Here is a 21,252-nt window from a genome sequence, read left to right on the forward strand (position 1 = left end):
GTGGCGGCGCGGAGAGCGCTGCAGTGGCGGCTATCATAGCCGCCGCTATGAAAAAACCCCGTCCCCGCTCGGCAAGCACCGCCAAACCGCAGGCTGATTCCGGCTTCAGCTACAGCCAACCGTTTTTTGAAGACTTGGTGGACCGTGCCCTGGTCCACGCCAAGAAGCTCGGCGCCACCAACGCCGGGGCCGAGGCTTCCGAGGGCTGCGGCCTGAGCGTGAGTGTGCGCAAGGGGGCTTTGGAGACCGTGGAGCGCAACCGCGACAAGTCGCTGGGCGTGACCGTCTACCTGGGCAACCGCCGTGGCAACGCCAGCACCTCCGACTTCTCGGATGCCGCCATCCAGCAGACCGTGCAGGCCGCCTACGACATCGCACGCTTCACGGCCGAAGATCCCATGGCCGGCCTGCCCGATGCAGCCGACATCGCCCAGCCCGGCACCCACCGCGACCTGCAGCTGTTCCACCCCTGGGACCTCACCAGCGAGGCTGCGGCCGAACTGGCGCTGCAATGCGAGGAAGCCGCGCTGCGCACGCACAAGCGCATCACCAACAGCGAAGGCGCGGGCGTTTCGGCCCAGCAAAGCCATTTCTTCAGCGCCCACACCAATGGTTTCCGTGGCGGCTACGCCAGCTCGCGCCACAGCCTGTCGGTGGCGCCCATCGCCTCGCTGCCCGGGCGCAATGGCGAGATGCAGCGCGACGCCTGGTACAGCTCCATGCGCAACGCGGCCGACCTGGCCTCGCCCGAGGCCGTGGGCCGCTACGCCGCCCAGCGCGCGCTGAGCCGCCTGGGCAGCCGCAAGATCCCGACCACCGAATGCCCGGTGCTGTTCGAGTCCACGCTGGCCGCAGGCCTGCTGGGCAGCTTCGTGCAGGCCGTCAGCGGCGGCGCGCTGTACCGCCGCAGCACCTTCCTGCTCGACTCGCTGGGCAAGCCCGTCTTCCCCAAGCACATCGACATCACGGAAGACCCCTTCATCCTCGGCGGCAAGGGCAGCTCGCCCTTCGACGAGGAAGGCGTGCGCGTGCAGGCCCGCAAGGTGGTGGATGCCGGCCGCGTCGAGGGCTACTTCCTGTCCAGCTACTCGGCCCGCAAGCTGGGCATGAAGACCACCGGCAATGCCGGCGGATCGCACAACCTGGTCATGACCTCGCGCCGCACCAAGGCCGGCGACGACCTGCCCGCCATGCTCAAGAAACTGGGCACGGGCCTGTTCGTGATCGAACTCATGGGCCAGGGCGTGAACTACGTGACCGGCGACTACTCGCGCGGTGTCAGCGGCTTCTGGGTGGAAAACGGCGAAATCGCCTTCCCCGTGCATGAGATCACCATCGCCGGCAATCTCAAGGACATGCTCAAGGGCATCGAGGCCGTGGGCGCAGATGCCTACAACTACGGCGCCAAGACCGTGGGCTCGATCCTGATCAACCGGATGAAGGTGGCGGGCAGCTGAGCGCTGGTTCAGCTCAAGAATAAAGCGGCTTCTTGAAGCCGCTTTTTTGTGGATCTACACCACTCGCTGCCTCTGCACGCCCAGCCCCTCGATCCCCAGCTCCATCACATCGCCAGCCTTCAGATAGCGCGGCGGCTTCATGCCCATCCCGACTCCCGGGGGCGTGCCGGTGATGATGAGGTCGCCCGGCTCCAGCGTCATCACGCGGCTGCAGTGGCTGATGAGTTCGGCGCAGCCAAAGATCATGGTGCGCGTGCTGCCGCTCTGGCGGCGCTCCCCGTTCACATCCAGCCATAGCTGCAGGGCCTGCGGATCGGGCACTTCGTCGCGCGTGACCAGCCAGGGGCCGATGGGGCCGAAGCGGTCGAAGCCCTTGCCCTTGCTCCATTGGCCACCGCTGCGGTCGATCTGGTATTCGCGCTCGGACACATCGTTGGCAAGGCAGTAGCCGGCCACATGCTCCAGCGCATCGGCCACGGACACATTGCGCGCGCGCTCGCCGATGACGATGCCCAGTTCCACCTCCCAGTCCATGCGCGTGCTGCCCTCGGGCAGGGGGATGTCGTCGTCGGGGCCGCAGGCGCAGCTGGGCCATTTGGCGAAGAGGATGGGCTCCTTGGGAATGGGCATGCCGGCCTCCTCGGCATGGTCGCGGTAGTTCAGGCCGATGGCAACGAACTTGGACATACCGCTCCAGGGCATGCCGATGCGCACCGGGCCTTGCACCAGGGGCAGCCTGGCGGGGTCGATGGCGGCCAGGGCCCGCAGCGCCTTGCGGCCCAGCAGGCGGGGCGTGTAGTCGTCCAACAGGGCGGACAGATCGCGGATCTGGCCTTCGGCATCCAGCAGGCCGGGCTTTTCCTGGCCCTCGGGGCCAAATCTCAGCAGTTTCATGAAGTTTCCTCTTGAGTTCCTGGAGTGGGGCGCTCTGCCGGCTGCAGGTGCTGTTGAGCAGCTGCAGGTGCGCAGATGCCGGCGCCCATTGTGAGGAATGTCTCGCACAGTCTGGGAATGACAGTGCCTTGTCGGTGCGCGGGATATCCATGCGCCCACTGCCTCCGATCACGGCGGCTGGCAGCCCGATCCCTGCATGTCGGCAAGGCGCTGTCCTACTGGATATGCAGGGTTTGGGAAGGCGACGCGACTGATTCAAATTGTCAAATTTGTTCCTGGATGTGTTTCTTCCGCGCCAGCAGTCTGGCCGGTTTGCGTGGGTGGTTCGAGGGAGAGCGACGTGGGTTTTCTGAGGCGTATGAAGTTGGGAACCATGCTGGGCATGGGTTTTTTCGCGGTGATCGTGGTTTGCGTATGCGTGGCGGCCTTCGGCTGGATGAAGTTGCGTGACCAGGGCGAGCAGCTGCGTGTGCTGGCCGAGGACCGCATGGGCAATCTGGCCCGGCTGCAATCGCTCAAGGACAACGCCAATGCGTCGGCACGGGTGGTGCGCAATCTGGCGCTGATCACCGATCCGGCGCAGATGGCCGAGGAGAGCCGCCGGCTGGATGAGGTGGTTGCCAGGAACGGCCTGGTCATGAAGGAGTTGGACCAGCGCCTGCAGACCGAGCAGGCGCGCCGGCTCTTTGCCGACATACGGCAGGCGCGCCAGCCTTTCGTGGAGACCATGCGCCAGGCCGGTGACCTGGGCCTGGCCAACCAGGGCGATGCCGCCAGGGATCTGATCATGGGGCGCCTGCGCTCCTTGCAGACCACCTATTTCGATGCGGTCGAGGCGCTGGTCGACTACCAGAAGGCACAGACGCAGGCTACGGTGGACGGCTCCCTGCGCCGCGTGGCCGAAGACGGCGTGGCCATGCTGGTGCTGACGCTGCTGGCCGCCGCGCTGGGCGGACTGGTGGCCTGGATGATCACCAGGACGGTCAAGCAGCAGTTGGGCGGAGAGCCCTCCTATGCCGCCGGGGTGGCGCGCCAGATCGCGCAGGGCGATTTGTCCGTGCGGGTGCAACTGGCGCCCGGAGACACCTCCAGCCTGCTGCGCGCCATGGAGGACATGCGGGCCGGCCTGGCGCGCGTGGTCGCCGATGTGCGGCAAAGCAGTGAATCGATTGCGACCGGCGCCAGCCAGATTGCCTCGGGCAATGCGGACCTGAGCCAGCGCACGGAAGAGCAGGCCAGCAATCTGGAGCAGACCGCCGCCTCCATGGAGGAGATGAACGCCACCGTCAAGCTCAATGCCGATACGGTGCGTACCGCCACCCAGCTGGCCGCTTCGTCGAGCCAGGCCGCCACCGGCGGCGGCAAGATCGTGGACCGCGTTGTAGCCACCATGGAGCAGATCACCGCGAGTTCCCGGAAGATCGAGGACATCATCGGCGTGATCGACTCCATTGCCTTCCAGACCAACATCCTGGCGCTCAATGCCGCCGTGGAGGCGGCGCGGGCCGGCGAGCAGGGGCGCGGCTTTGCCGTGGTGGCATCCGAGGTGCGCAGCCTGGCCCAGCGCAGCGCGGGTGCAGCCAAGGAGATCAAGGCTCTGATAGGCGAGAGCGTGTCCAAGGTGGACGAGGGCTCGGGCCTGGTGAGCGAGACGGGTTCCGCGATGAAGGACATCGTCCAGCAGGCGCAGCGCGTTGCCGACCTGATCGGCGAAATAGGCGCGGCCACGGCCGAGCAGGCCGACGGTGTGGCGCAGGTGGGCGATGCCGTCGTACAGCTTGACCAGGTCACGCAGCAGAATGCGGCCCTGGTCGAGGAATCGGCGGCGGCTGCCGCGAGCCTGAATGCGCAGGCTGCCAGGCTGGTCGATCTGGTCAGCCTGTTCAAGCTGGACGGGGTGTCCTCGTCCGTGTCCCTGCCCGCGTCCTCACCGGCCCAGGCGCCAGCGCCGGCCGCCGCAGGCAGCAAGGGCGTCCAGCGGACGATGGCGTCCGCAGCCGCACCCAGGGTTGCTGCAGCGCCTGCCAAGGTCACCCCGCTGCGCAAGGCGGGCGAGCGTGTGGACGAGAACTGGGAAGTGTTCTGACCGCGAGCGGGGCAATGCCGCGCTGTGCGCGCGGAACCGGGGGACTTGCCGGCCTCATGCCGTCGGATGGGGTGGGGTCTGCACAGATGCCTGCCCCGGTGCCTGCCCCGGTGCATGGGCCGGCATGTTGCGCACATGCAGGTCCAGCTGCGGGAAGGCCACGGCAATGCCAGCGTCCTTGAGCCGGTCATTGACGCGGCGGTTGAGGTCGTGGCGCACGGGCAGGCGGTCTTCGACCTTGCCCACGTAGGCGCGCAGCTCGAAGCGCTGGCCGTTGCCTTCCAGCGCCATGAACCAGCAGTTGGGCTCGGGTTCGCGCAGCACCTGGGGGTGTTCCCTGGCAATGCCCAGCAGCATGTCGCGCACTCGCTCGGGGTCATTGCCGTGGGCCACGGGCACGTCGATCACCAGGCGGGTCACGTCGTCGCTCAAGGTCCAGTTCGTCACCTGGCCGGTGATGAAGGTCTTGTTGGGGATGACGATTTCCTTGTTGTCGAAGTCCAGCACCGTGGTGGCCCGCGTGCGGATGCGCGTGACGGTGCCGGTGAGGGTGTCGATGGTGATGACATCGCCCACGCGGAAGGGCCGCTCCACCAGCAGGATCAGGCCCGAGACGAAGTTGGCGAAGATCTCCTGCAGGCCAAAGCCCAGGCCCACGGTGAGCGCCGCCACCATCCACTGCAGCTGTCCCCAGCGCAGGCCCAGCAGCGTGAAGGCGCTGACCGTGCCCGCGATGGTGATGGCGTAGCGCGCCAGCGTGGCCAGGGTGTAGCGCGCGGAGCTGCTGATGCGGTTGGAGGCCGACAGCGTCACTTCCAGCAGGCCCGGCAGGTTGCGTGCAAAGCTGAAGGTGAGCAGCAGGATCATCACGCCCAGCAGCGCGTCCATCAGGCTCACGGGGGCGGCATGCGCGATGCCGTCGGCGCCGGTGTTGGTGGTGTACCAGAGCACCACGCCTTCGGAGCGCAGCAGCGCAGGCAGCACGGGCAGCCAGGCGTAGACCAGGGTCAGCACGACCAGCACCTGCTGCAGCAGGCCCAGCAGCCGGTGCGCCTGGGCGCCCACGGTGACCAGGGCCATCTGGGTGGCTTCGTCGGTGGGTGCCTTGCCGGTGTCCACGCCCGAGCCGCTCTGCGCCAGCCTGGCGGCTTCGCGCAGCCGGTTCAGCGCCAGGCGTCGTTCGCCCAGCAGCAGCCAGCGCCGCAGCAGGTTGACCACGACCTCGACCGCGCCCAGGAACACGAAGCTGGCCATCAGGGCCTGGATGAATTCGGTGGCCGTGTAGACATAGCCGAGCACGATGCCCACGGCCAGCGCGCTGAGCATGAGCATCAGCACCACGCTGACGATCTGGCCCCAGTGGATGCCGGGCCGCTTTTGCTGCATGACACGGCGAAAGTACAGCCAGGCCATCCAGGCCAGGCCCAGCGACAGCATGAGGATGGAGATGCGTCCCCAGGTGCTGATGGCGTGGTTGTCATGGCTGTAGAAGGCCAGGCCGCCCAGCAGTTCGGCAGGCACGATGAGCCAGGCGGCGCGGCGCACCATCTGGCGCAGCATCTGCACGCGGGCGGCCGGCCAGCCGAAGTGGGCCAGTGCCAGCCCGCCCGGGCAGAACAGGGCGTTGAGCAAAGTGGCCACGAAGATGAAATCGCTGAGCTGGACCAGGGTGGCGCCCAGCGGCTCCAGCGCCGTGCCCACGGTTTCGGGGCCTTGCAGCAGGCTGCCCAGCGCCGCGGCCGCAAAGCTCCAGGGCAGGGTGTAGAGCAGGCTCCAGCCCAGCGCGAGCAGGCTCAGCCCGAAGTTGTCGCGCATGAAGTCGCCCACGCGCACGGCGATGGACTGCAGCTGGCGCAGCGCATAGCGGCGCAGGCCCAGCAGCAGGGCCACGATCAGGCCGACGGCGCCAAACGCCCAGGGATCGTTCCAGATGCTGGCGGCCAGGGCGCGCGCGGTTTTCCAGGGGGAGCTGCTGCCTTCGATGTCCTGCTCCAGCGCCTGCCACTCGCTGAGCCAGGTGCGGTCCATGGGGCGGTGGCTGGGGAACCACAGCAGTTCCTTGTCCAGCACCTGGCGCAGTTCGTTGCCGCTGCGCAGGGCGGCGCGCAGGGCTTCATCGGTCTGCTCCAGCACGGCAATGCGGCGCAGCAAAACGGGCTGCAATTGATCGGTGAGCGCCACCTGCCGGGCCAGCAGGGCGGTCTGCTGTGCCGAGGTGGAGGCATTGATGGCCGTGGTGACGCTGGCGGCAGGTTCAGGTGCCGCCACGCCGCCTGCATCCGCAGTGTCGGCCGGGGCCTGTGCCGCCGTGTCCGCGCCCGGGTTCTGGCGCCATTTGCTGGAGTTGAACAACATCAGCCGCAGCTCGGCCAGCTGGCGCTGCACGGCGCGGTGCCTGGACTGCAAGGTGTTGCCGGAGGACAGCTCCACGCGCTGCTGCCACAGCCACTGGCCCACGGCCGCGCTGCCACCGCCCAGCCGCAGGCGTGCCTGGGTGTCGCGCAGCGTGGCGCTCAATTGGTCGCGGACATATTCGTCATTGGCCAGGGTCTTGCGCTCCTGCGCCAGTTCATTGGAGTTCTTGAGGATCTGCGCGGCCAGCGCGGCATTGCGCTGGGCCAGGTCGCGTATGGCGGGATCGGCGGCGGAAGCGTGCTGGGCGGCCAGCTCCATCTCCTGCACCTGCTGCTCCAGTTGCTGGCGGCTGCGCTCGGCAATGCGCTGGGTCAGCCAAGCGGCGCGCGGCATGCGCTCCAGCAGCTCGCGGCGCTGGGCCTGCAGCTGGGCGGCCAGCAGGCGCTGGCGGGCTTCGATGGTGGACTGCTCTTCCTGTCGCAGCGCCAGCTCCAGCAGGGCGCGGCGGTGCTCTGCGCTGCGCCTTGCCTGGCGGGCCTGGGTGAGGTCGGGGGCTTCGCCGGGCTCGGCGGTCACGGGCTCGGCGTTTTCCTGCGCGCGTTGCTGGAGGATGGACAGATCGATCCGCCCCGGGCCGGGCTGGGACACCAGATTGGCCTGGTCGGCCGCGGATTTTTCGATGCCCACCTTGAGTGCGGCGATGGCATCGCGCTCATCGGCCAGCAGCCGCTCCAGCACTTCCTGGCTGGCGTTGGCGGGAACGCGTTCCTTCCAGCGATCGAACAGGCTGCCCAGCTGCTCGTCGCTCAGCGGCGCGGGCAGGGCCGGCACGGGCGTGCGTGCCCTGGCGCGCAGGCGGTCCAGTTCCTGCGCCAGCGCATCGGCTTCCTTTGTCGCCGATGCGGCGGCATCCAGTTGGGCCTGAATGGCGTTGCTTCGTTCCTTGTCGGAGGCCGATCCGCCCCCCAATGTGCCCTGCAAGGCACCCAAAGGGCCTGCTGCCGGTGCGGCCTTGGCCAGGCCCGGTGCCAGCAGGGCGAGCAGCAGGCCGAGCACCAGGCACATGGCCCGCAGCAGGTGCATCGGCGTCACGGCAGCCAGTTTGCGCGATGGGCGACCGGCGGCAAGTAGGGGGTTGTCGGCAGGAGACATCGGTTCTGAATTCGGGCCTGTGCCGCTGTGTGAGTGCGGACTATCATTTGTCAAAAGTGGGAGCGTCAGGCGCTGTATTCACGGGCCTTGCTGCAGGCCCGGCTGGCTCAAGCCCCTGTCCCGGCGCCGCAAAAAGCGGGGTAGTCCAGGAACCTGACATTGTGACCTCGCGCGCAATGCAGACATGTGGGACGTATGAGCTATTCAAAGCCGATGCAAGGTGCTACAACAGTTCCACACGGTAGCGAATGCCTTGCAACTTCGCGGCACTGTTCGCCCTCGGGTGCCGCCGGGAGAGGTCGTATGGATGTCATCAGCAACTCGGCTGCACGTTACGTTCGCCTTCGCGAAGAAGAGATGTCGCTGGACGAATTTCTCGCCCTGTGCCAGCGCGATCCCATGGCTTACGAAGGTGCTGCCCAGCGCATGCTGGCAGCCATCGGCGAACCTGAAATGGTGGACACGCGCAATGATCCACGCCAGTCGCGGCTGTTTGCCAACAAGGTCATCCGGCGCTATCCGGCCTTCGCCGAGTTCTACGGCATGGAAGACTCCATCGAGCAGGTGGTGAGCTTCTTCCGCCATGCGGCCCAGGGCCTGGAAGAGCGCAAGCAGATCCTCTATCTGCTGGGCCCCGTGGGCGGTGGCAAGAGCTCCATCGCCGAGCGCCTCAAATACCTGATGCAGAAGGTGCCGTTCTACGCCCTCAAGGGCTCGCCCGTGAACGAGTCGCCACTGGGCCTGTTCGACCCCGTGGAGGACGGGCCGCTGCTGGAGGAGCAGTTCGGCATTCCCCGGCGCTGCCTCAACCATGTGCTGTCGCCCTGGGCCGTCAAGCGCCTGGAGGAGCTGGGCGGCGATATCCGCCAGTTCCGCGTGGTCAAGCGCTATCCCAGCATCTCCAGGCAGGTGGGCATTGCCAAGACCGAGCCCGGCGACGAGAACAACCAGGACATCTCCAGCCTGGTGGGCAAGGTGGACATCCGCAAGCTGGAGAACTTTGCCCAGGACGACACCGACGCCTACAGCTACTCGGGCGGCCTGTGCCTGGCCAACCAGGGCCTGCTGGAGTTCGTGGAAATGTTCAAGGCGCCCATCAAGGTGCTGCACCCGCTGCTGACGGCCACGCAAGAGAGCAACTACAAGGGAACGGAAGGCTTTGGCGCCATTCCCTTCGACGGCATGGTGCTGGCCCACAGCAACGAGAGCGAGTGGAAGGCCTTCCGCAACAACCGCAACAACGAGGCCTTCCTGGACCGCGTCTACATCGTCAAGGTGCCGTACTGCCTGCGCGTGTCGGAGGAGGTGCGCATCTACGAGAAGCTGATCCGCGAGTCGTCCCTGGCCAGCGCCGTGTGCGCGCCCGGCACCCTCAAGATGATGGCCCAGTTCGCCGTGCTCACGCGGCTGAAGGAGCCCGAGAACTCCAGCATCTTCAGCAAGATGCAGGTGTATGACGGCGAAAGCCTCAAGGACACGGACCCGCGCGCCAAGAGCTTCCAGGAGTACCGCGACTATGCGGGCGTGGACGAGGGCATGTCAGGCATCTCCACGCGCTTCGCGTTCAAGATCCTGTCCAAGGTCTTCAACTACGACAGCACCGAGGTGGCGGCCAACCCGGTGCACCTGATGTATGTGCTGGAGCAGCAGATCGAGCGCGAGCAGTTCCCTGCCGAGCTGGAGACCAAGTACACCAGCTACATCAAGGAGTACCTGTCGCCGCACTATGCCGAGTTCATCGGCAAGGAAATCCAGACCGCCTATCTGGAAAGCTACAGCGAGTACGGCCAGAACATCTTCGACCGCTACGTCACCTACGCCGACTACTGGATACAGGACAGCGAGTACCGCGACAACGATACCGGCGAGGCCTTCGACCGCAACGCGCTCAACGCCGAGATGGAGAAGGTCGAGAAGCCCGCGGGCATTGCCAATGCCAAGGATTTCCGCAACGAGATCGTCAACTTCGTGCTGCGCGCGCGGGCCAACAACCAGGGCAAGAACCCCAGCTGGACCAGCTACGAGAAGCTGCGCGTGGTGATCGAGAAGAAGATGTTCTCCAATACCGAGGAGCTGCTGCCCGTGATCAGCTTCAATGCCAAGGCCAGTGCCGAGGACGCGCGCAAGCACGAGGACTTCGTCACCCGGATGGAGGCCAAGGGCTATACGTCCAAGCAGGTGCGCCTGCTGTGCGAGTGGTACCTGCGCGTTCGCAAGAGCAACTGACGGGTGGTTGCGCCGCCCTTCGGCGCGCCCGGGCTGGGGGGAACAGATGGCATTGCAAATCATCGATCGCAGGCTGGCCGGCAAGAACAAGTCGGTGGGCAACCGCGAGCGCTTCGTGCGCCGCTACAAGGCGCAGATCGCCGAGGCGGTGCGCCGCGCGGTGGACAAGCGCGGCATCCGCCACATGGAGGAGTCCGAGAGCGTCTCCATCCCGCGCAAGGACATCCGCGAGCCCGTGTTCCACCACGGGCAGGGCGGCGTCCATGACACGGTGCACCCGGGCAACACCGAGCATGTGCGCGGCGACCGCATTGCCCGGCCGCAGGGCGGCGCAGGCGGCGGCGGCTCCCAGGCCAGCGACAGCGGCGAGGGCGAGGACGACTTCACCTTCACCCTGACCAAGGAAGAGTTCATGGAACTGTTCTTTGAAGACCTGGCCCTGCCGCGGCTGCTGCGCACCCACATCGGCAACACCATGCAGTACAAGACGCGCCGCGCCGGCTACAGCCACGACGGCACGCCGCACAACCTGGCGCTGCTGCGCACCATGCGCGGCGCCCTGGGCCGTCGCATTGCGCTGACCAAGGCGCCGCACCGCGAACTCAAGGCACTGGAGGAGCAGCTGCAAGCGCTGCTGGCGCAGGACGATGGCACCAGCGAGGCGGCGGCCGAGCTGCAGCAGCGCATCGATGCGCTGAAGCTGCGCATGGGCACGGTGGCCTTTCTCGACCCCATCGACCTGCGGTTTCGCAACCGCACGCGCGTGCCTGCGCCCATCAGCCAGGCCGTGATGTTCTGCGTGATGGATGTGTCCGGCTCCATGGACCAGGACCGCAAGGACCTGGCCAAGCGCTTCTTCATCCTGCTGTACCTGTTCCTGACGCGGCACTACGAGAAGATCGACATCGTCTTCATCCGCCACCACACGCAGGCGGCCGAGGTCAGCGAGGACGAGTTCTTCCACTCCCAGGAAAGCGGCGGCACGGTGGTCAGCAGTGCGCTGGTGCTGCTGGACCAGATCATCCGCGCGCGCTATCCGTCCGGGGACTGGAACATCTACGTGGCCCAGGCCAGCGATGGCGACAACTTCGGCGACGACGGCTCCAACTGCCGCAACCTGCTGGTCGAGAAAATCCTGCCGCTGGTGCGCTACTTCGCCTATGTGCAGGTGGTGCAGGAAGAGCAGAGCCTGTGGCAGGAGTACAGCCAGGTGCTGCCGCTGTTCTCGCATTTCGCCATGCGCAAGGTGTCGGACGCCAGCGAGATCTATCCCGTGTTCCGCGACCTGTTCAAGAAAGAGGGGGTATCGGTATGAACCTCTCTCACTATCCCGTGCTAGCGCCCCGCCATGCCACGCCGCAGTGGAAATCCCATCTGGCCAGCGACCGGGCCCAGCGCATCGTGCCCTCCGCTCCGCTGCCGGCAGGGGCGCGGCCGGCAGAGCCTCTGCCCGATCCCAGCGACTGGACCTTCGAGCTCATCGAACGCTATCACGCAGCGATTGCGGCCACGGCAGAGCGCTACGGCCTGGACACCTATCCCAACCAGCTGGAAGTGATCTCGGCCGAGCAGATGATGGACGCCTACGCCAGCGTGGGCATGCCCGTGGGCTACCGCCACTGGAGCTATGGCAAGGAATACATGGCGACGGAGCGGCGCTACCGGCGCGGCCACATGGGCCTGGCCTACGAGATCGTCATCAACTCCAATCCCTGCATCAGCTATCTGATGGAGGAGAACACCACCGCCATGCAGGCCCTGGTGATCGCCCATGCGGCATACGGCCACAACAGCTTCTTCAAGAACAACTACCTGTTCGGCATGTGGACGGATGCGGGCAGCATCATCGACTACCTGGTCTATGCGCGCGACTTCATCTCCCAGTGCGAGGAGCGCCATGGCCTGACGACGGTGGAGCAATGGCTGGACTCCTGCCACGCGCTGTCCAACCTGGGCGTGGACCGTTACCGCCGCCCCTCCAAGAAAAGCCTGGCGCGCGAGCGGGCCGAGCGCGAGCAGCGCGAGGCCTATGCCCAGCAGCAGGTCAACGAGCTGTGGCGCACCCTGCCGGCCCGCCCGGGCAAGGACAGCGCGGCGCAGCACAGCGAGCGCTTTCCCAAGGAGCCCGAGGAAAACCTGCTGTACTTCATCGAGAAGAACGCCCCGCTGCTGGAGCCCTGGCAGCGCGAGATCGTGCGCATCGTGCGCAAGATCGCCCAGTACTTCTACCCGCAGCGCCAGACCCAGGTGATGAACGAGGGCTGGGCCACGTTCTGGCACTACACCCTGCTCAACACCCTGTACGACGAAGGCTGGCTGACCGACGGCGTGATGATCGAATGGCTGTCCTCCCACACCAACGTGATCTACCAGCCGCCCGCCGGACACCGCGCCTACAGCGGCATCAATCCCTATGCGCTGGGCTTTGCCATGTACCGCGACATCCGCCGCATCTGCCAGGACCCCACCGAGGAAGACCGCCGCTGGTTCCCCGACCTGGCCGGCACGCCCTGGCTGCCGGCGCTGCACCATGCCATGCAGAACTTCAAGGACGAGAGCTTTGTCGGCCAGTACCTGAGCCCGCAGCTGATGCGCGACATGCGCCTGTTCTCCATCCATGACGATGCCAGCGAACGCGAGCTGCTGGTCAGCGCCATCCACGACGACGACGGCTACCGCACCCTGCGCCAGACCCTGTCGCAGCAGTACGACCTGGGCGCGCGCGAGCCCAATATCCAGGTCTGGAACGTGAACCTGCGCGGCGACCGCTGCCTGACCCTGCGCCACACGCGCTACCAGGGCCGCCCCCTGTCCGACGATGCGCTGGAAGTGCTCAAGCACGCAGCGCGCCTGTGGGGCTTTGGCGTGCAGCTGGAAAGCGTCAACGGCGATGGCGACGCGCCCGTGCTGCTGCACTCCGTGCCCGCTCCACCGGCCTGATCAGGCAAGACGCTAGCGCAGCGTGCCCACGTACTTGCGGTTTTCCGCGCGCTGGCGCATCAGCTCGCCGGCGCGCTGCATGAGCGGCGAGCGCTCGGCGGGCCCGGCCAGCGCGGCGTTCCAGGCCGCTTCGAAGCGGTGGGTCCAGTCCACCAGTTCGGGCGTGCTGCGCGTCCCTTCCTGCTCACGGGCGAAGCGGATGATTTCGGCGGCGTATTCGGCATTGGCCGCCAGCCATTCGGTATCGGTCACGCGGCCGCAGCTTCTGCGCAGCAGCACATGCAGGTGCGCGGCGATGGCCAGGAGTTCGCTTTCGGGCATGTAGTGGGCACTCCTTCGGTTTGACGATCATCGGGCGCCGGGCCGCTTTGCGGCCCGGCCGTTCATCCACTCAGGCGCTCGCGGTGCAGCGCCAGGTCCAGGCCCTGCAGCTCGCTTTCCTCATCCACGCGCAGGCCGATCAGCATGTCCAGCAGCCACAGCAGCACCGCCGTGGCCACCAGCGTGAACAAGGCCACGGCCAGCACGCTCACGGCCTGGGTGAGAACGCTGCCCTGCACGCCGCCGATCTGCGGACTGGCAAACACGCCGGTCAGCAGCGAGCCCACGATGCCGCCCACGCCATGCACGCCAAACACATCCAGCGAATCGTCCGCACCCAGCAGCCGCTTGAGGCCCGTGGCGCCCCAGTAGCAGGCGACACCGGCGATCAGGCCGATGCACAGCGCCGACAGCGGCGTCACGAAACCCGCTGCCGGCGTGATCGCCACCAGGCCGCCGACCAGCCCCGAGCACAGCCCCAGCAGCGTGGCCTTGCCGCGCACCACGTACTCGGCCAGCGACCAGGCCAGGGCGCCCGCGCTGGCGGCAATGTGGGTGACGGCCAGCGCCAGCGCCGCGCGGCTGTCCCCGGCCAGCGATGAGCCTGCGTTGAAGCCGAACCACCCCATCCACAGCAGGGCTGCGCCCATCATGGTCAAGGCCAGGTTGTAGGGCTCGAAGGGCTCGTGCCCGTAGCCGCGGCGCGGCCGCAGGAACCAGGCGCAGACCAGGCCGGCCACGCCCGCGTTCACATGCACCACGGTGCCTCCGGCAAAGTCCAGCGCGCCCATGCGCGCCAGCCAGCCCCCGGGCTCCCACACCCAGTGCGCCACCGGCGCATACACCAGCAGGCTCCACAGCCCCACGAAGATCAGCATGGCACCGAAGCGCATGCGCTCCACCCAGGCGCCCACCAGCAAGGCGGCGGTGATCACGGCAAAGGCCAGCTGGAACATGGCATAGGCCGCTTCGGGCACATGCGGCGCCAGGTGGCTCACGGCCACCAGGCCCTTGGCGGCGTTGAAATCCAGGCCGGAAAACCAGGCGCGAGAATCACCGCCTATCCACGCATTGCCGGGCGTGAAGGCCAGCGAGTAGCCGAGTGCAAACCACAGAATGCTCACCAGGCAGGCAATCGCCACCACGCTGGCCATGGTGTTGAGCACGTTCTTGCGGCGCACCATGCCCGCATAGAACAGCGCAATGCCGGGCAGCGTCATCAGCAGCACCAGCACCGTGGCCGTCATCAGCCAGACCGTGTCCACGGCGCTGATGGATTCCACCGCCACCAGCGATGGCCGGGTGATAGCCTGCTCGGCCGCCTGCGCCGTCTGCGCCGCACCCAGGACCGCGACCCATCCTCCCGCCACCAATGTTCTCAATGCCCGTGCGCACCTGTGCATGCAATGACTCCCTTGTTTGTTGTGGTCATGGGGCCGTCTGCCGTTGCCGCCATGGCTGCATTGGCCGGCCTGCAGCGGCCTTGCACAAGTCGTGCCAGCGCATACGGGGCCCTTGGGGCCCGCGCGATCCGACCGGAACACCAAAACGGGAAAACCGCGAGTCAAAACAGGGCAGCCGGGCGGGCGGTGCACCATCGCCGTGCGGTGGTGCAGCTCTTAAACTGCCTGCATGAATCGAAGAAATCTGATGTGCGCCGCGCTGCTCGCCTTTCTGTCACAGGCGGCCCTGGCGGCTGCCGAACTGCAGGACAAGCCCGAATGGGACCGCTTCTTTGCCGATGCCAAGGTCGATGGCAGCATCGTCGTGGTCGATGCCAGAGGCCAGGCCGAAGCCGTCTACGTCCACAACCGTGACCGGGCGGCGCGGCGCTACTCGCCCGCCTCCACCTTCAAGATCCCGCACAGCCTGTTCGCACTGGATGCCGGGCTGTTGCGCGATGAATTCCAGCGCATTCCCTGGGATGGCGTGAAGCGCCAGTTGCCGGCCTGGAATGCCGATCAGGACCTGCGCTCGGCCATGCGCAACTCCACCGTCTGGGTGTACGAAGGCTTTGCCAGGGAGCTTGGCAGCGCGCGTGAGGCTGCCTACATGCGCAAGATCGACTACGGCAATGCGCTGGCCACAGGCGAGGCGCCGTTCTGGGTGGAGGGCGACCTGGCCATCTCGGCGCTGGAGCAGGTGGCCTTCCTGCAGCGGCTGTACCGCAATCGGCTGCCATTGCCGGTGGAGCACCAGCGGCTGGTGAAGGACGTGATGATCAACGAGGCAGGCCCGGACTGGATACTGCGCGCCAAAACCGGCTGGACGGGCCGTATCGGCTGGTGGGTGGGCTGGGTGGAATGGCCGGCCGGCCCCGTGTTCTTCGCCATGAACATGGACACGCCCCACCGGCTGGCCGACCTGCCCAAGCGCCAGGACATCACGCGCGACATCCTGCGCTCCATCAACGCGTTGCCCAAGGCGCCGTAGCGCGCGGGACAAGGGCCATGCGCCAGCCCATCAGCCCGTCAGCCCGTCAGCCCGTCAGCCCATCAGGGCTGGAGGCCGCTTGTCGGCCTTGCGCTCCACCGGATTGGCGGTGAGCCAGTTGGAGGGGTACTGGCGCATGAACTCGCGCGCCTTTTCCACGCGCGCGTTGAGCCAGGCGTCGTAGGCGCCTTCGTTGAGAATCGCCGGCATGCGCTTTTCCGCGCCGGGCTGCTGGTAGCGGTGCAGCAGCGCATGGCTGTTGGCGTTGACGGTGAGCAGGGCGTAGCTCAGCAGCACCTCGCCGTCCGGGCCCGTCCACTGCGCCCACACGCCGGCCACGCCCATGGGCTTGCCGTCGATGCGCGAGATGCGCGTGGGCAGGGCCTTGCCGTTGCGGTAGTCATCCTCGAAAAAGGCGGCCATGGGCACGATGCAGCGCTGGCCATTGAGCCAGGCATCGCGGAAGGCCTGGGCCGTGGACACCGTTTCGGAGCGCGCATTCACCAGCTTGAGCGCGCGCAGCCGGCCGTCGGAGGCCGACTTCACCCAGTGCGGCACCAGGCCCCATTGGGCGGCAACCAGCTCGCGTACGGCAGGGGTGGGTGCTGCAGGCGGTGTGTCGGGAGCTGCAGGTTCTGCCTGTTCAGCGGCTGCCTCTGCAGCCACGGCGACGCTGCGGATGAAAAAGCCGGACTTGCGCGGCGTCATGTTGCGCTCGCTGGCCGCGGGCGCTTCCACGTCGAAGGCGTCGCGGTAGGCGTCGGCTTGCGACAGGGATTCGTAGTGGGTACTCATGCGCGGATGGTACCTGCGTGCCGGGGCGAAATGGGGGAGTCGTGGGCGGTGCCGAACTTTCCCCCGCAATCAGACGGTGATCGTTCCGGTCAGGTAACGCGCACAGTGGCCGGCCACCTCGACGCTGGCGTCCGTCACTTCGCAAAACAGCGTGCCCGTGCGGCGAGATGCCTGGTGGCCGACCAGACGGTTCTTGCCCAGCCTGCCCGCCCAGTAAGGCGCAAGCGCCGCATGGATGGAGCCCGTGACGGGATCTTCCTCGCCGCCATTGGCGGGCCAGAAGTAGCGGCTGACGAAGTCATACGAGGCGCCCGCATCCGCAGGCGCCGTCACCACCACATCCAGCGGCCCCAGCGATTTCAGGCGTTCCAGATCCGGCTTGACGGCCAGCACGTCGGCCTCGGCGGCGTAGACCGCCACGTAGGCCTGCTGGTTCACAAGATAGGCCGTGGGTGCGGGCGTCAGGCCTTCGCGCAGCGCGGCAGGCGCCTCATCCAGCGGCTTGGCATCGCGGCGCGGGAAGGTCATGACGATGCGTCCGCCATCCTCCTGCGTGGCGGTGACCTTGCCCACGGCAGCGGCCCAGAACGTGATGCTGCGCAGCGCCGGGTCGGCCTCGAACAGCACGAATGCGCTTGCCAGCGTGGCATGGCCGCAGAACGCGATCTCCGTGAGCGGGGAGAACCAGCGGATCTCGAAGGCGTCGCGATCGGCACTCCAGACCAGGAACGAGGTTTCCGAGAGATTGTTCTCTGCCGCAATGGCCTGCAGCGTGGAATCGGCAAGCCATGCATCCAGGGGAATGACGGCGGCCTGATTGCCCTTGAATCGTTCCGATGTGAATGCGTCGATGACGTGGATGGGGAGTTGCATTTGCAAAAGGCCTTTGGGTCGGATTCGTGTGCAGCCCGTCATTGTTGTCTCTGTCTCCAATGGCTGCGCGCGGATTCTACGGTCCCGCAGGACAGAGCTGAGGCACGCATGCCCGGCATGCCGTCCCACGCGGCTGCGGGGCGCCGCGTGGAATGCCTCGCCCCATCCCTTGCTTGAAATGCCCGCTCCCGGCTGCAAGGCTCACTCAATGCCCAGAACCGTTTTCATGGCAGTCCAGGCCACGCCGTTCAGGCGGGTGGAATAGCTGAGTGCCTGATCTTCACTGGCAATGGCGGCAGGCAGTCGATAGCCGAATACGCTGCCGTCGAATTCCGTATAGCCCCGCGTCACGCCTTGCATGAAGGTCTTGCCAGGGAAGTCGGCAAAGCTCAGCAGGCGCACGCCCTGGGAGGTGGAGAGGGTGTAGGCGCTTTGCGAATGCACGGTGCAGGCGCCCAGATCGCTGTAGGCCGGAGGGGTGGACTCACAGCTGTAGAACTGGGCGTTGGCCGCATCGATGAAGGCTACGCGCAACACATGGTTGGCATCGACCGGCCCCGCCGCACCGACTGTCGAGGCGCGCACGGTGGCTGGGGTCGACAGGTTCACCGCGCTGGCCGGGCGGCCGGCAATCATGGCTTCCAGCGTGGCGAAGCCGAAGCGGTCCGTGGCCGTGTTGTTGATGAAAGCTGGTGATCGGCTCAACTGCACCGACAGTGCGGTGCGCATCTGTGCGCCCTGCGGAAAGACGGCCGAGCCCAGCGTGGCGGGGTCCATTTCGATGGAGCGGTCATGGCGGATGCCCTCGGCCTGCAGCGTTGTGTCTCCGGCACGCAATTGCGTGATGACTTCGGCCATGGGCTTGCCGCTGACGTCCTGCGAAGCGGTGGTAAAGCCCAGATAGGCGGTGGACTGGTTGCACAGCAGTGTGCGCGAGGGAACGCCCTGCGTCGTCAGGCGCGGCAAGGAGGTGTCGCAGCGCGTCCAGCCGGTGCTGGTGAGCGTGACGGACGGGAACAGCGCTTCCTGCGTACTGGGCGCACCGTTGGTTTTTCCGCTGCGTGTCTCGAACTGGTGGGCAAAGCCGTCTGCCTGGACGACGCCGTCGGACCTGCGTTCACGCACGGAGTAGTTCTGCGCGTTGCCGTAGTTCAGGAACGCCAGTTGGTTCGATGCCACGGCCGCTGCGCCAGGTGCCGTCACCTGGAGAGGCACGCCCAACTCAAGCGCGTAGGCGGTGACCTTGGCGGCTGTGCGCGCGGTATCCGCAAGCACGGCGGTACTGGAGGCCACGTCGCTCTGGTAGTCGTAGATCCTGGCGGCGTCGATGCCGAGCTGGCGGGCCACTGCAGCCTCGGCCACTTCCCTGGCGGTGCCGGCCGCGATGGCCTGTTGCACCAGGCTGGTCAGTGGATTGATCTGCGCGGATTTGCCAGCCGGTGCAGACAGCACGAACGCCTTGGCTGTGGCGGTGCTGGTGGGGTCTGCAGCGTCCACGGATTCGGGTGTGATGCGAGCCAGCAAGGGAGCCTGGTTGAAGGCAGCGGTGGCTGCCGCATCGCCGGGTTGATAGGTCAGGCTGAACTTGCCGTCGCTGCCGGTGGCCGCTGCGCTGGGCTCGCCCGTGTCGCAGGCTGCATTGGCGTTCAGATCCACGCAGACTGCAGCGTTGCGCACGGCCTGGTCGATGGCGACGGTGCCTGACAGCGTGATGGCCGGCTGTGTCACGGTGCCGCCGCCGGTGCCCCCGCCGCTGTCGGTACCGCCGCTGCCTCCTCCACAGGCATAGAGGCTTGCAACAAGGCCGCACAGCAGCAAAGGGCGCACGGCGGGAAGGGAAGTGGATGCACGGGATTGAATTTGCATGGTGTCGGTACAGGAATGTGTGTGGCAAGCCAACTCTATTTGTGACACGCAACAAACAAAATGATGCAATTGCACTATCCTGAAGCGCTGCCGGGGTGGGACAAGAGGGCACGGCACGCGCAACACCCGCCCGTGCAGTTGTTCTCAACGTATCGAAGAGAGGCAGGCAAGCCGCCATGGACGCTGCATACAACCACCTGCTGCTGAACCTCTACCGGCTATCGCACGAACAGCCTGTCGAGCATTTCCAGGACCAGGCGCTGGACCTGCTCAAACCCGTGCTGCCCTTCGACTCGGCCATGTGGGGCTCGGCCACCATGACGACGGCCGGCATCGATATCCACACCATCCACCTTCACCTGCAGCCGCCCGAAATGCTGCAGGCCTATGAAGAGGTCAAGCACCTGGACACGGCGGCGCAGGCCATCGCCAGGCACCCCAGCGAGACGCTGGCCTTCGAAGCGAGGACCTGGTTCGGTGGCAGTCACCAGGGGGCGCTGCGCGACTACGGCAGGCGCTTTGAGCAGTCGCACTTCTTCATCGGCGGGATGGTGAACCCGGCCACTCTTTACACGCGCTGGCTCACGCTGTTTCGCGCCCGCACGGATGCGCATTGCACCGAGGGCGAGCGCCAACTGCTGGCCGCGCTGCTGCCCCATGTGCAGCAGGCGCTGGAACTCAACCGCCTCACGCATCTGGGGCAGCTTCGGCAGGGCCTGGCCCGTGATCCGTTGGGCTCGGCACTGGCAGACCCGCGCGGCATCATCCACCACATGGACGTCGTCTTCGAGCACGCCTTGCGCGCCGAATGGCCGGGCCGGCAAGGTCCTCGCCTGCCTGCGGCCGTGCAGACAGCGGCACAGGGCGGCGCCCATCGTCTGGTGGCCCACACCCTGGTCATCACGCTGTTCACGCAGCACGGCCTGCTGTGGTTGCGAGCGCGCCCCCGGTGCGCAGCCGACGGGCTGTCCCCCCGCGAAGCCACGGTTGCCCGGCTTGTGGTCCGGGGCCTGACGCACAAGCAGATTGCAGTCCAGCTCCAGCGTGCTCCTGCCACGGTGCGCAACCAGATCCGCTCCATCTACGAAAAGCTGGGCATTGCCAACGTGGCGTCGCTTGCCGAGGCACTCCGGCTGATGGATTGAGGCCAAGGTCCAGGAAAACCCTGCTGTGGTTTGCAAGCCATGGTCAAAAATAGAATGAAGATTCGTTCTACGATCATTTCCCATGCAAGACGAGGCCTGGACCTTCTTTCCCCATGCGGGATCGCGCCATGTGCAGACGCTGCGCGTGGCGCTCAGGCTGTTCGTGGAGCGGGGCTTCTTCAATACCTCGATACAGGACCTGTGCGCCGAGGCCGGCGTGTCCATCGGTTTCTTCTACAACCACTTTGCCGACAAGGAAGGCATTGCGCGCGAGCTGTACCGGCATTTGCTGGCGCGCATGAATGTGCTGCTCGACGATATCGAGGAGCGGCACGCGGGCAGCGCCCAGCGCTGCCGCGAGGTGCTGCGCATGCTGTTCGGGCTGGCCGAGGCCGAGCCCGAGGCCATGGGCTTCGTGGTCAATGCGCGCCACCGCGAGTTTCTGCCCGACGAGCAGGCCATCTGCTCGGCCTCGGCCTTCGTGCGCATGCGCGGCTTCGTGTTCGCCGGCATGACCGATGGCGAGATCCGCCAGATGGAGCCCATGGTGGCGGCCAGCCTGATGTACGGCAGCGCGATCCGCATGATCTGCCTGCGGCTGGACGGCATCATCGACACGCCCATAGAGCCCCTGTTCGACGCGCTCTGGGACGGGGTGTGGCGATCGCTCAAGCCTGACTGAGCGGCGCATTTTCCGGCGCTGGTGCCG

Annotated in this window: 15 protein-coding genes; 8 read left to right on the top strand and 7 right to left on the bottom strand. The window is 66.6% G+C overall.

Going from position 1 to position 21,252, the window contains the following annotated elements; all coding sequences use genetic code 11:
* The first annotated feature begins 47 nt into the window (after window positions 1–47).
* Entirely contained in the window at window positions 48–1,457 is a 1,410-nt protein-coding gene (gene pmbA, locus DACI_RS11610; RefSeq protein ID WP_012204243.1) for a metalloprotease PmbA, read from the top strand.
* A gap of 54 nt (window positions 1,458–1,511) precedes the next feature.
* On the opposite strand, the gene DACI_RS11615 is transcribed toward pmbA, so the two are convergent.
* Entirely contained in the window at window positions 1,512–2,351 is an 840-nt protein-coding gene (locus tag DACI_RS11615; RefSeq protein WP_012204244.1) for a fumarylacetoacetate hydrolase family protein, read from the bottom strand.
* Between the two features lie 358 nt (window positions 2,352–2,709).
* Here DACI_RS11615 and DACI_RS11620 point away from each other — a divergent pair, with 358 nt between their 5' ends.
* Window positions 2,710–4,437 (top strand): methyl-accepting chemotaxis protein, encoded by a 1,728-nt coding sequence (locus DACI_RS11620; RefSeq protein WP_012204245.1) that lies wholly within the window; start codon window positions 2,710–2,712, stop codon window positions 4,435–4,437.
* A gap of 54 nt (window positions 4,438–4,491) precedes the next feature.
* Here DACI_RS11620 and DACI_RS11625 read toward each other — a convergent pair whose 3' ends face one another.
* Window positions 4,492–7,875, bottom strand: a complete 3,384-nt coding sequence (locus tag DACI_RS11625) for a mechanosensitive ion channel domain-containing protein (protein WP_012204246.1) — start codon at window positions 7,873–7,875, stop codon at window positions 4,492–4,494.
* A 372-nt stretch (window positions 7,876–8,247) separates the two neighbouring features.
* Between DACI_RS11625 and DACI_RS11630 the strand changes: the two genes are divergently transcribed.
* The 3 genes from DACI_RS11630 to DACI_RS11640 are packed head-to-tail and all read left to right on the top strand — an operon-like array spanning window position 8,248 to window position 13,110.
* On the top strand, window positions 8,248–10,170 hold the full coding sequence (locus DACI_RS11630; RefSeq protein WP_012204247.1) for a PrkA family serine protein kinase: 1,923 nt from the start codon (window positions 8,248–8,250) through the stop codon (window positions 10,168–10,170).
* Between the two features lie 46 nt (window positions 10,171–10,216).
* Entirely contained in the window at window positions 10,217–11,485 is a 1,269-nt protein-coding gene (locus DACI_RS11635; protein ID WP_012204248.1) for a YeaH/YhbH family protein, read from the top strand.
* Window positions 11,482–13,110, top strand: coding sequence for a SpoVR family protein (locus DACI_RS11640; RefSeq protein ID WP_012204249.1), 1,629 nt, complete (start codon window positions 11,482–11,484; stop codon window positions 13,108–13,110). The genes DACI_RS11635 and DACI_RS11640 overlap by 4 nt, the downstream gene beginning before the upstream one ends.
* 12 nt (window positions 13,111–13,122) lie before the next feature.
* Here DACI_RS11640 and DACI_RS11645 read toward each other — a convergent pair whose 3' ends face one another.
* Both DACI_RS11645 and DACI_RS11650 read right to left on the bottom strand, forming a co-directional pair.
* A complete protein-coding gene (locus tag DACI_RS11645; RefSeq protein WP_012204250.1) occupies window positions 13,123–13,431 on the bottom strand; it encodes a hypothetical protein in 309 nt (102 codons plus the stop codon).
* A gap of 62 nt (window positions 13,432–13,493) precedes the next feature.
* Window positions 13,494–14,834: an ammonium transporter gene (locus DACI_RS11650; RefSeq protein WP_012204251.1), complete on the bottom strand. Its 1,341-nt coding sequence runs from the start codon at window positions 14,832–14,834 to the stop codon at window positions 13,494–13,496.
* Between the two features lie 229 nt (window positions 14,835–15,063).
* Between DACI_RS11650 and blaOXA the strand changes: the two genes are divergently transcribed.
* Window positions 15,064–15,864: a class D beta-lactamase gene (blaOXA, locus tag DACI_RS11655; RefSeq protein WP_012204252.1), complete on the top strand. Its 801-nt coding sequence runs from the start codon at window positions 15,064–15,066 to the stop codon at window positions 15,862–15,864.
* 54 nt (window positions 15,865–15,918) lie between these two features.
* On the opposite strand, the gene DACI_RS11660 is transcribed toward blaOXA, so the two are convergent.
* The 3 genes from DACI_RS11660 to DACI_RS11670 all read right to left on the bottom strand — a co-directional run bounded on the left by DACI_RS11660 (window position 15,919) and on the right by DACI_RS11670 (window position 19,398).
* On the bottom strand, window positions 15,919–16,659 hold the full coding sequence (locus DACI_RS11660) for an SOS response-associated peptidase (protein ID WP_012204253.1): 741 nt from the start codon (window positions 16,657–16,659) through the stop codon (window positions 15,919–15,921).
* A 69-nt stretch (window positions 16,660–16,728) separates the two neighbouring features.
* The gene (locus DACI_RS11665) at window positions 16,729–17,532 is read right to left on the bottom strand and encodes a PhzF family phenazine biosynthesis protein (RefSeq protein WP_043781260.1); all 804 of its coding nucleotides are present in this window, start codon (window positions 17,530–17,532) and stop codon (window positions 16,729–16,731) included.
* Between the two features lie 201 nt (window positions 17,533–17,733).
* Entirely contained in the window at window positions 17,734–19,398 is a 1,665-nt protein-coding gene (locus DACI_RS11670) for a hypothetical protein (RefSeq protein WP_012204255.1), read from the bottom strand.
* 176 nt (window positions 19,399–19,574) lie between these two features.
* On the opposite strand from DACI_RS11670, the gene DACI_RS11675 reads away from it, so the two are divergent.
* A complete protein-coding gene (locus DACI_RS11675) occupies window positions 19,575–20,543 on the top strand; it encodes a helix-turn-helix transcriptional regulator (protein ID WP_012204256.1) in 969 nt (322 codons plus the stop codon).
* An 82-nt stretch (window positions 20,544–20,625) separates the two neighbouring features.
* Window positions 20,626–21,225 carry a TetR/AcrR family transcriptional regulator gene (locus DACI_RS11680; protein WP_012204257.1) on the top strand — a complete coding sequence of 200 codons (600 nt, stop codon included), beginning with the start codon at window positions 20,626–20,628 and terminating at the stop codon, window positions 21,223–21,225.
* Window positions 21,226–21,252: the final 27 nt, after the last annotated feature.

The sequence above is a fragment of the Delftia acidovorans SPH-1 genome (assembly GCF_000018665.1).
Classification (GTDB): Bacteria; Pseudomonadota; Gammaproteobacteria; order Burkholderiales; family Burkholderiaceae_C; genus Comamonas; species Comamonas acidovorans.

What these genes read in the sequence shown, in the direction of transcription:
- DACI_RS11620 (WP_012204245.1), top strand. Translation starts at nt 2,710, where the DNA reads ATGAAGTTGGGAACCATGCTGGGCATGGGTTTTTTCGCGGTGATCGTG.
- pmbA (WP_012204243.1), top strand. Translation starts at nt 48, where the DNA reads ATGAAAAAACCCCGTCCCCGCTCGGCAAGCACCGCCAAACCGCAGGCT.
- DACI_RS11615 (WP_012204244.1), bottom strand. Translation starts at nt 2,351, where the DNA reads ATGAAACTGCTGAGATTTGGCCCCGAGGGCCAGGAAAAGCCCGGCCTG.
- blaOXA (WP_012204252.1), top strand. Translation starts at nt 15,064, where the DNA reads ATGAATCGAAGAAATCTGATGTGCGCCGCGCTGCTCGCCTTTCTGTCA.
- DACI_RS11680 (WP_012204257.1), top strand. Translation starts at nt 20,626, where the DNA reads ATGCAAGACGAGGCCTGGACCTTCTTTCCCCATGCGGGATCGCGCCAT.
- DACI_RS11630 (WP_012204247.1), top strand. Translation starts at nt 8,248, where the DNA reads ATGGATGTCATCAGCAACTCGGCTGCACGTTACGTTCGCCTTCGCGAA.
- DACI_RS11665 (WP_043781260.1), bottom strand. Translation starts at nt 17,532, where the DNA reads ATGCAACTCCCCATCCACGTCATCGACGCATTCACATCGGAACGATTC.
- DACI_RS11640 (WP_012204249.1), top strand. Translation starts at nt 11,482, where the DNA reads ATGAACCTCTCTCACTATCCCGTGCTAGCGCCCCGCCATGCCACGCCG.
- DACI_RS11625 (WP_012204246.1), bottom strand. Translation starts at nt 7,875, where the DNA reads ATGCACCTGCTGCGGGCCATGTGCCTGGTGCTCGGCCTGCTGCTCGCC.
- DACI_RS11645 (WP_012204250.1), bottom strand. Translation starts at nt 13,431, where the DNA reads ATGCCCGAAAGCGAACTCCTGGCCATCGCCGCGCACCTGCATGTGCTG.
- DACI_RS11650 (WP_012204251.1), bottom strand. Translation starts at nt 14,834, where the DNA reads ATGCACAGGTGCGCACGGGCATTGAGAACATTGGTGGCGGGAGGATGG.
- DACI_RS11635 (WP_012204248.1), top strand. Translation starts at nt 10,217, where the DNA reads ATGGCATTGCAAATCATCGATCGCAGGCTGGCCGGCAAGAACAAGTCG.
- DACI_RS11660 (WP_012204253.1), bottom strand. Translation starts at nt 16,659, where the DNA reads ATGAGTACCCACTACGAATCCCTGTCGCAAGCCGACGCCTACCGCGAC.
- DACI_RS11670 (WP_012204255.1), bottom strand. Translation starts at nt 19,398, where the DNA reads ATGCAAATTCAATCCCGTGCATCCACTTCCCTTCCCGCCGTGCGCCCT.
- DACI_RS11675 (WP_012204256.1), top strand. Translation starts at nt 19,575, where the DNA reads ATGGACGCTGCATACAACCACCTGCTGCTGAACCTCTACCGGCTATCG.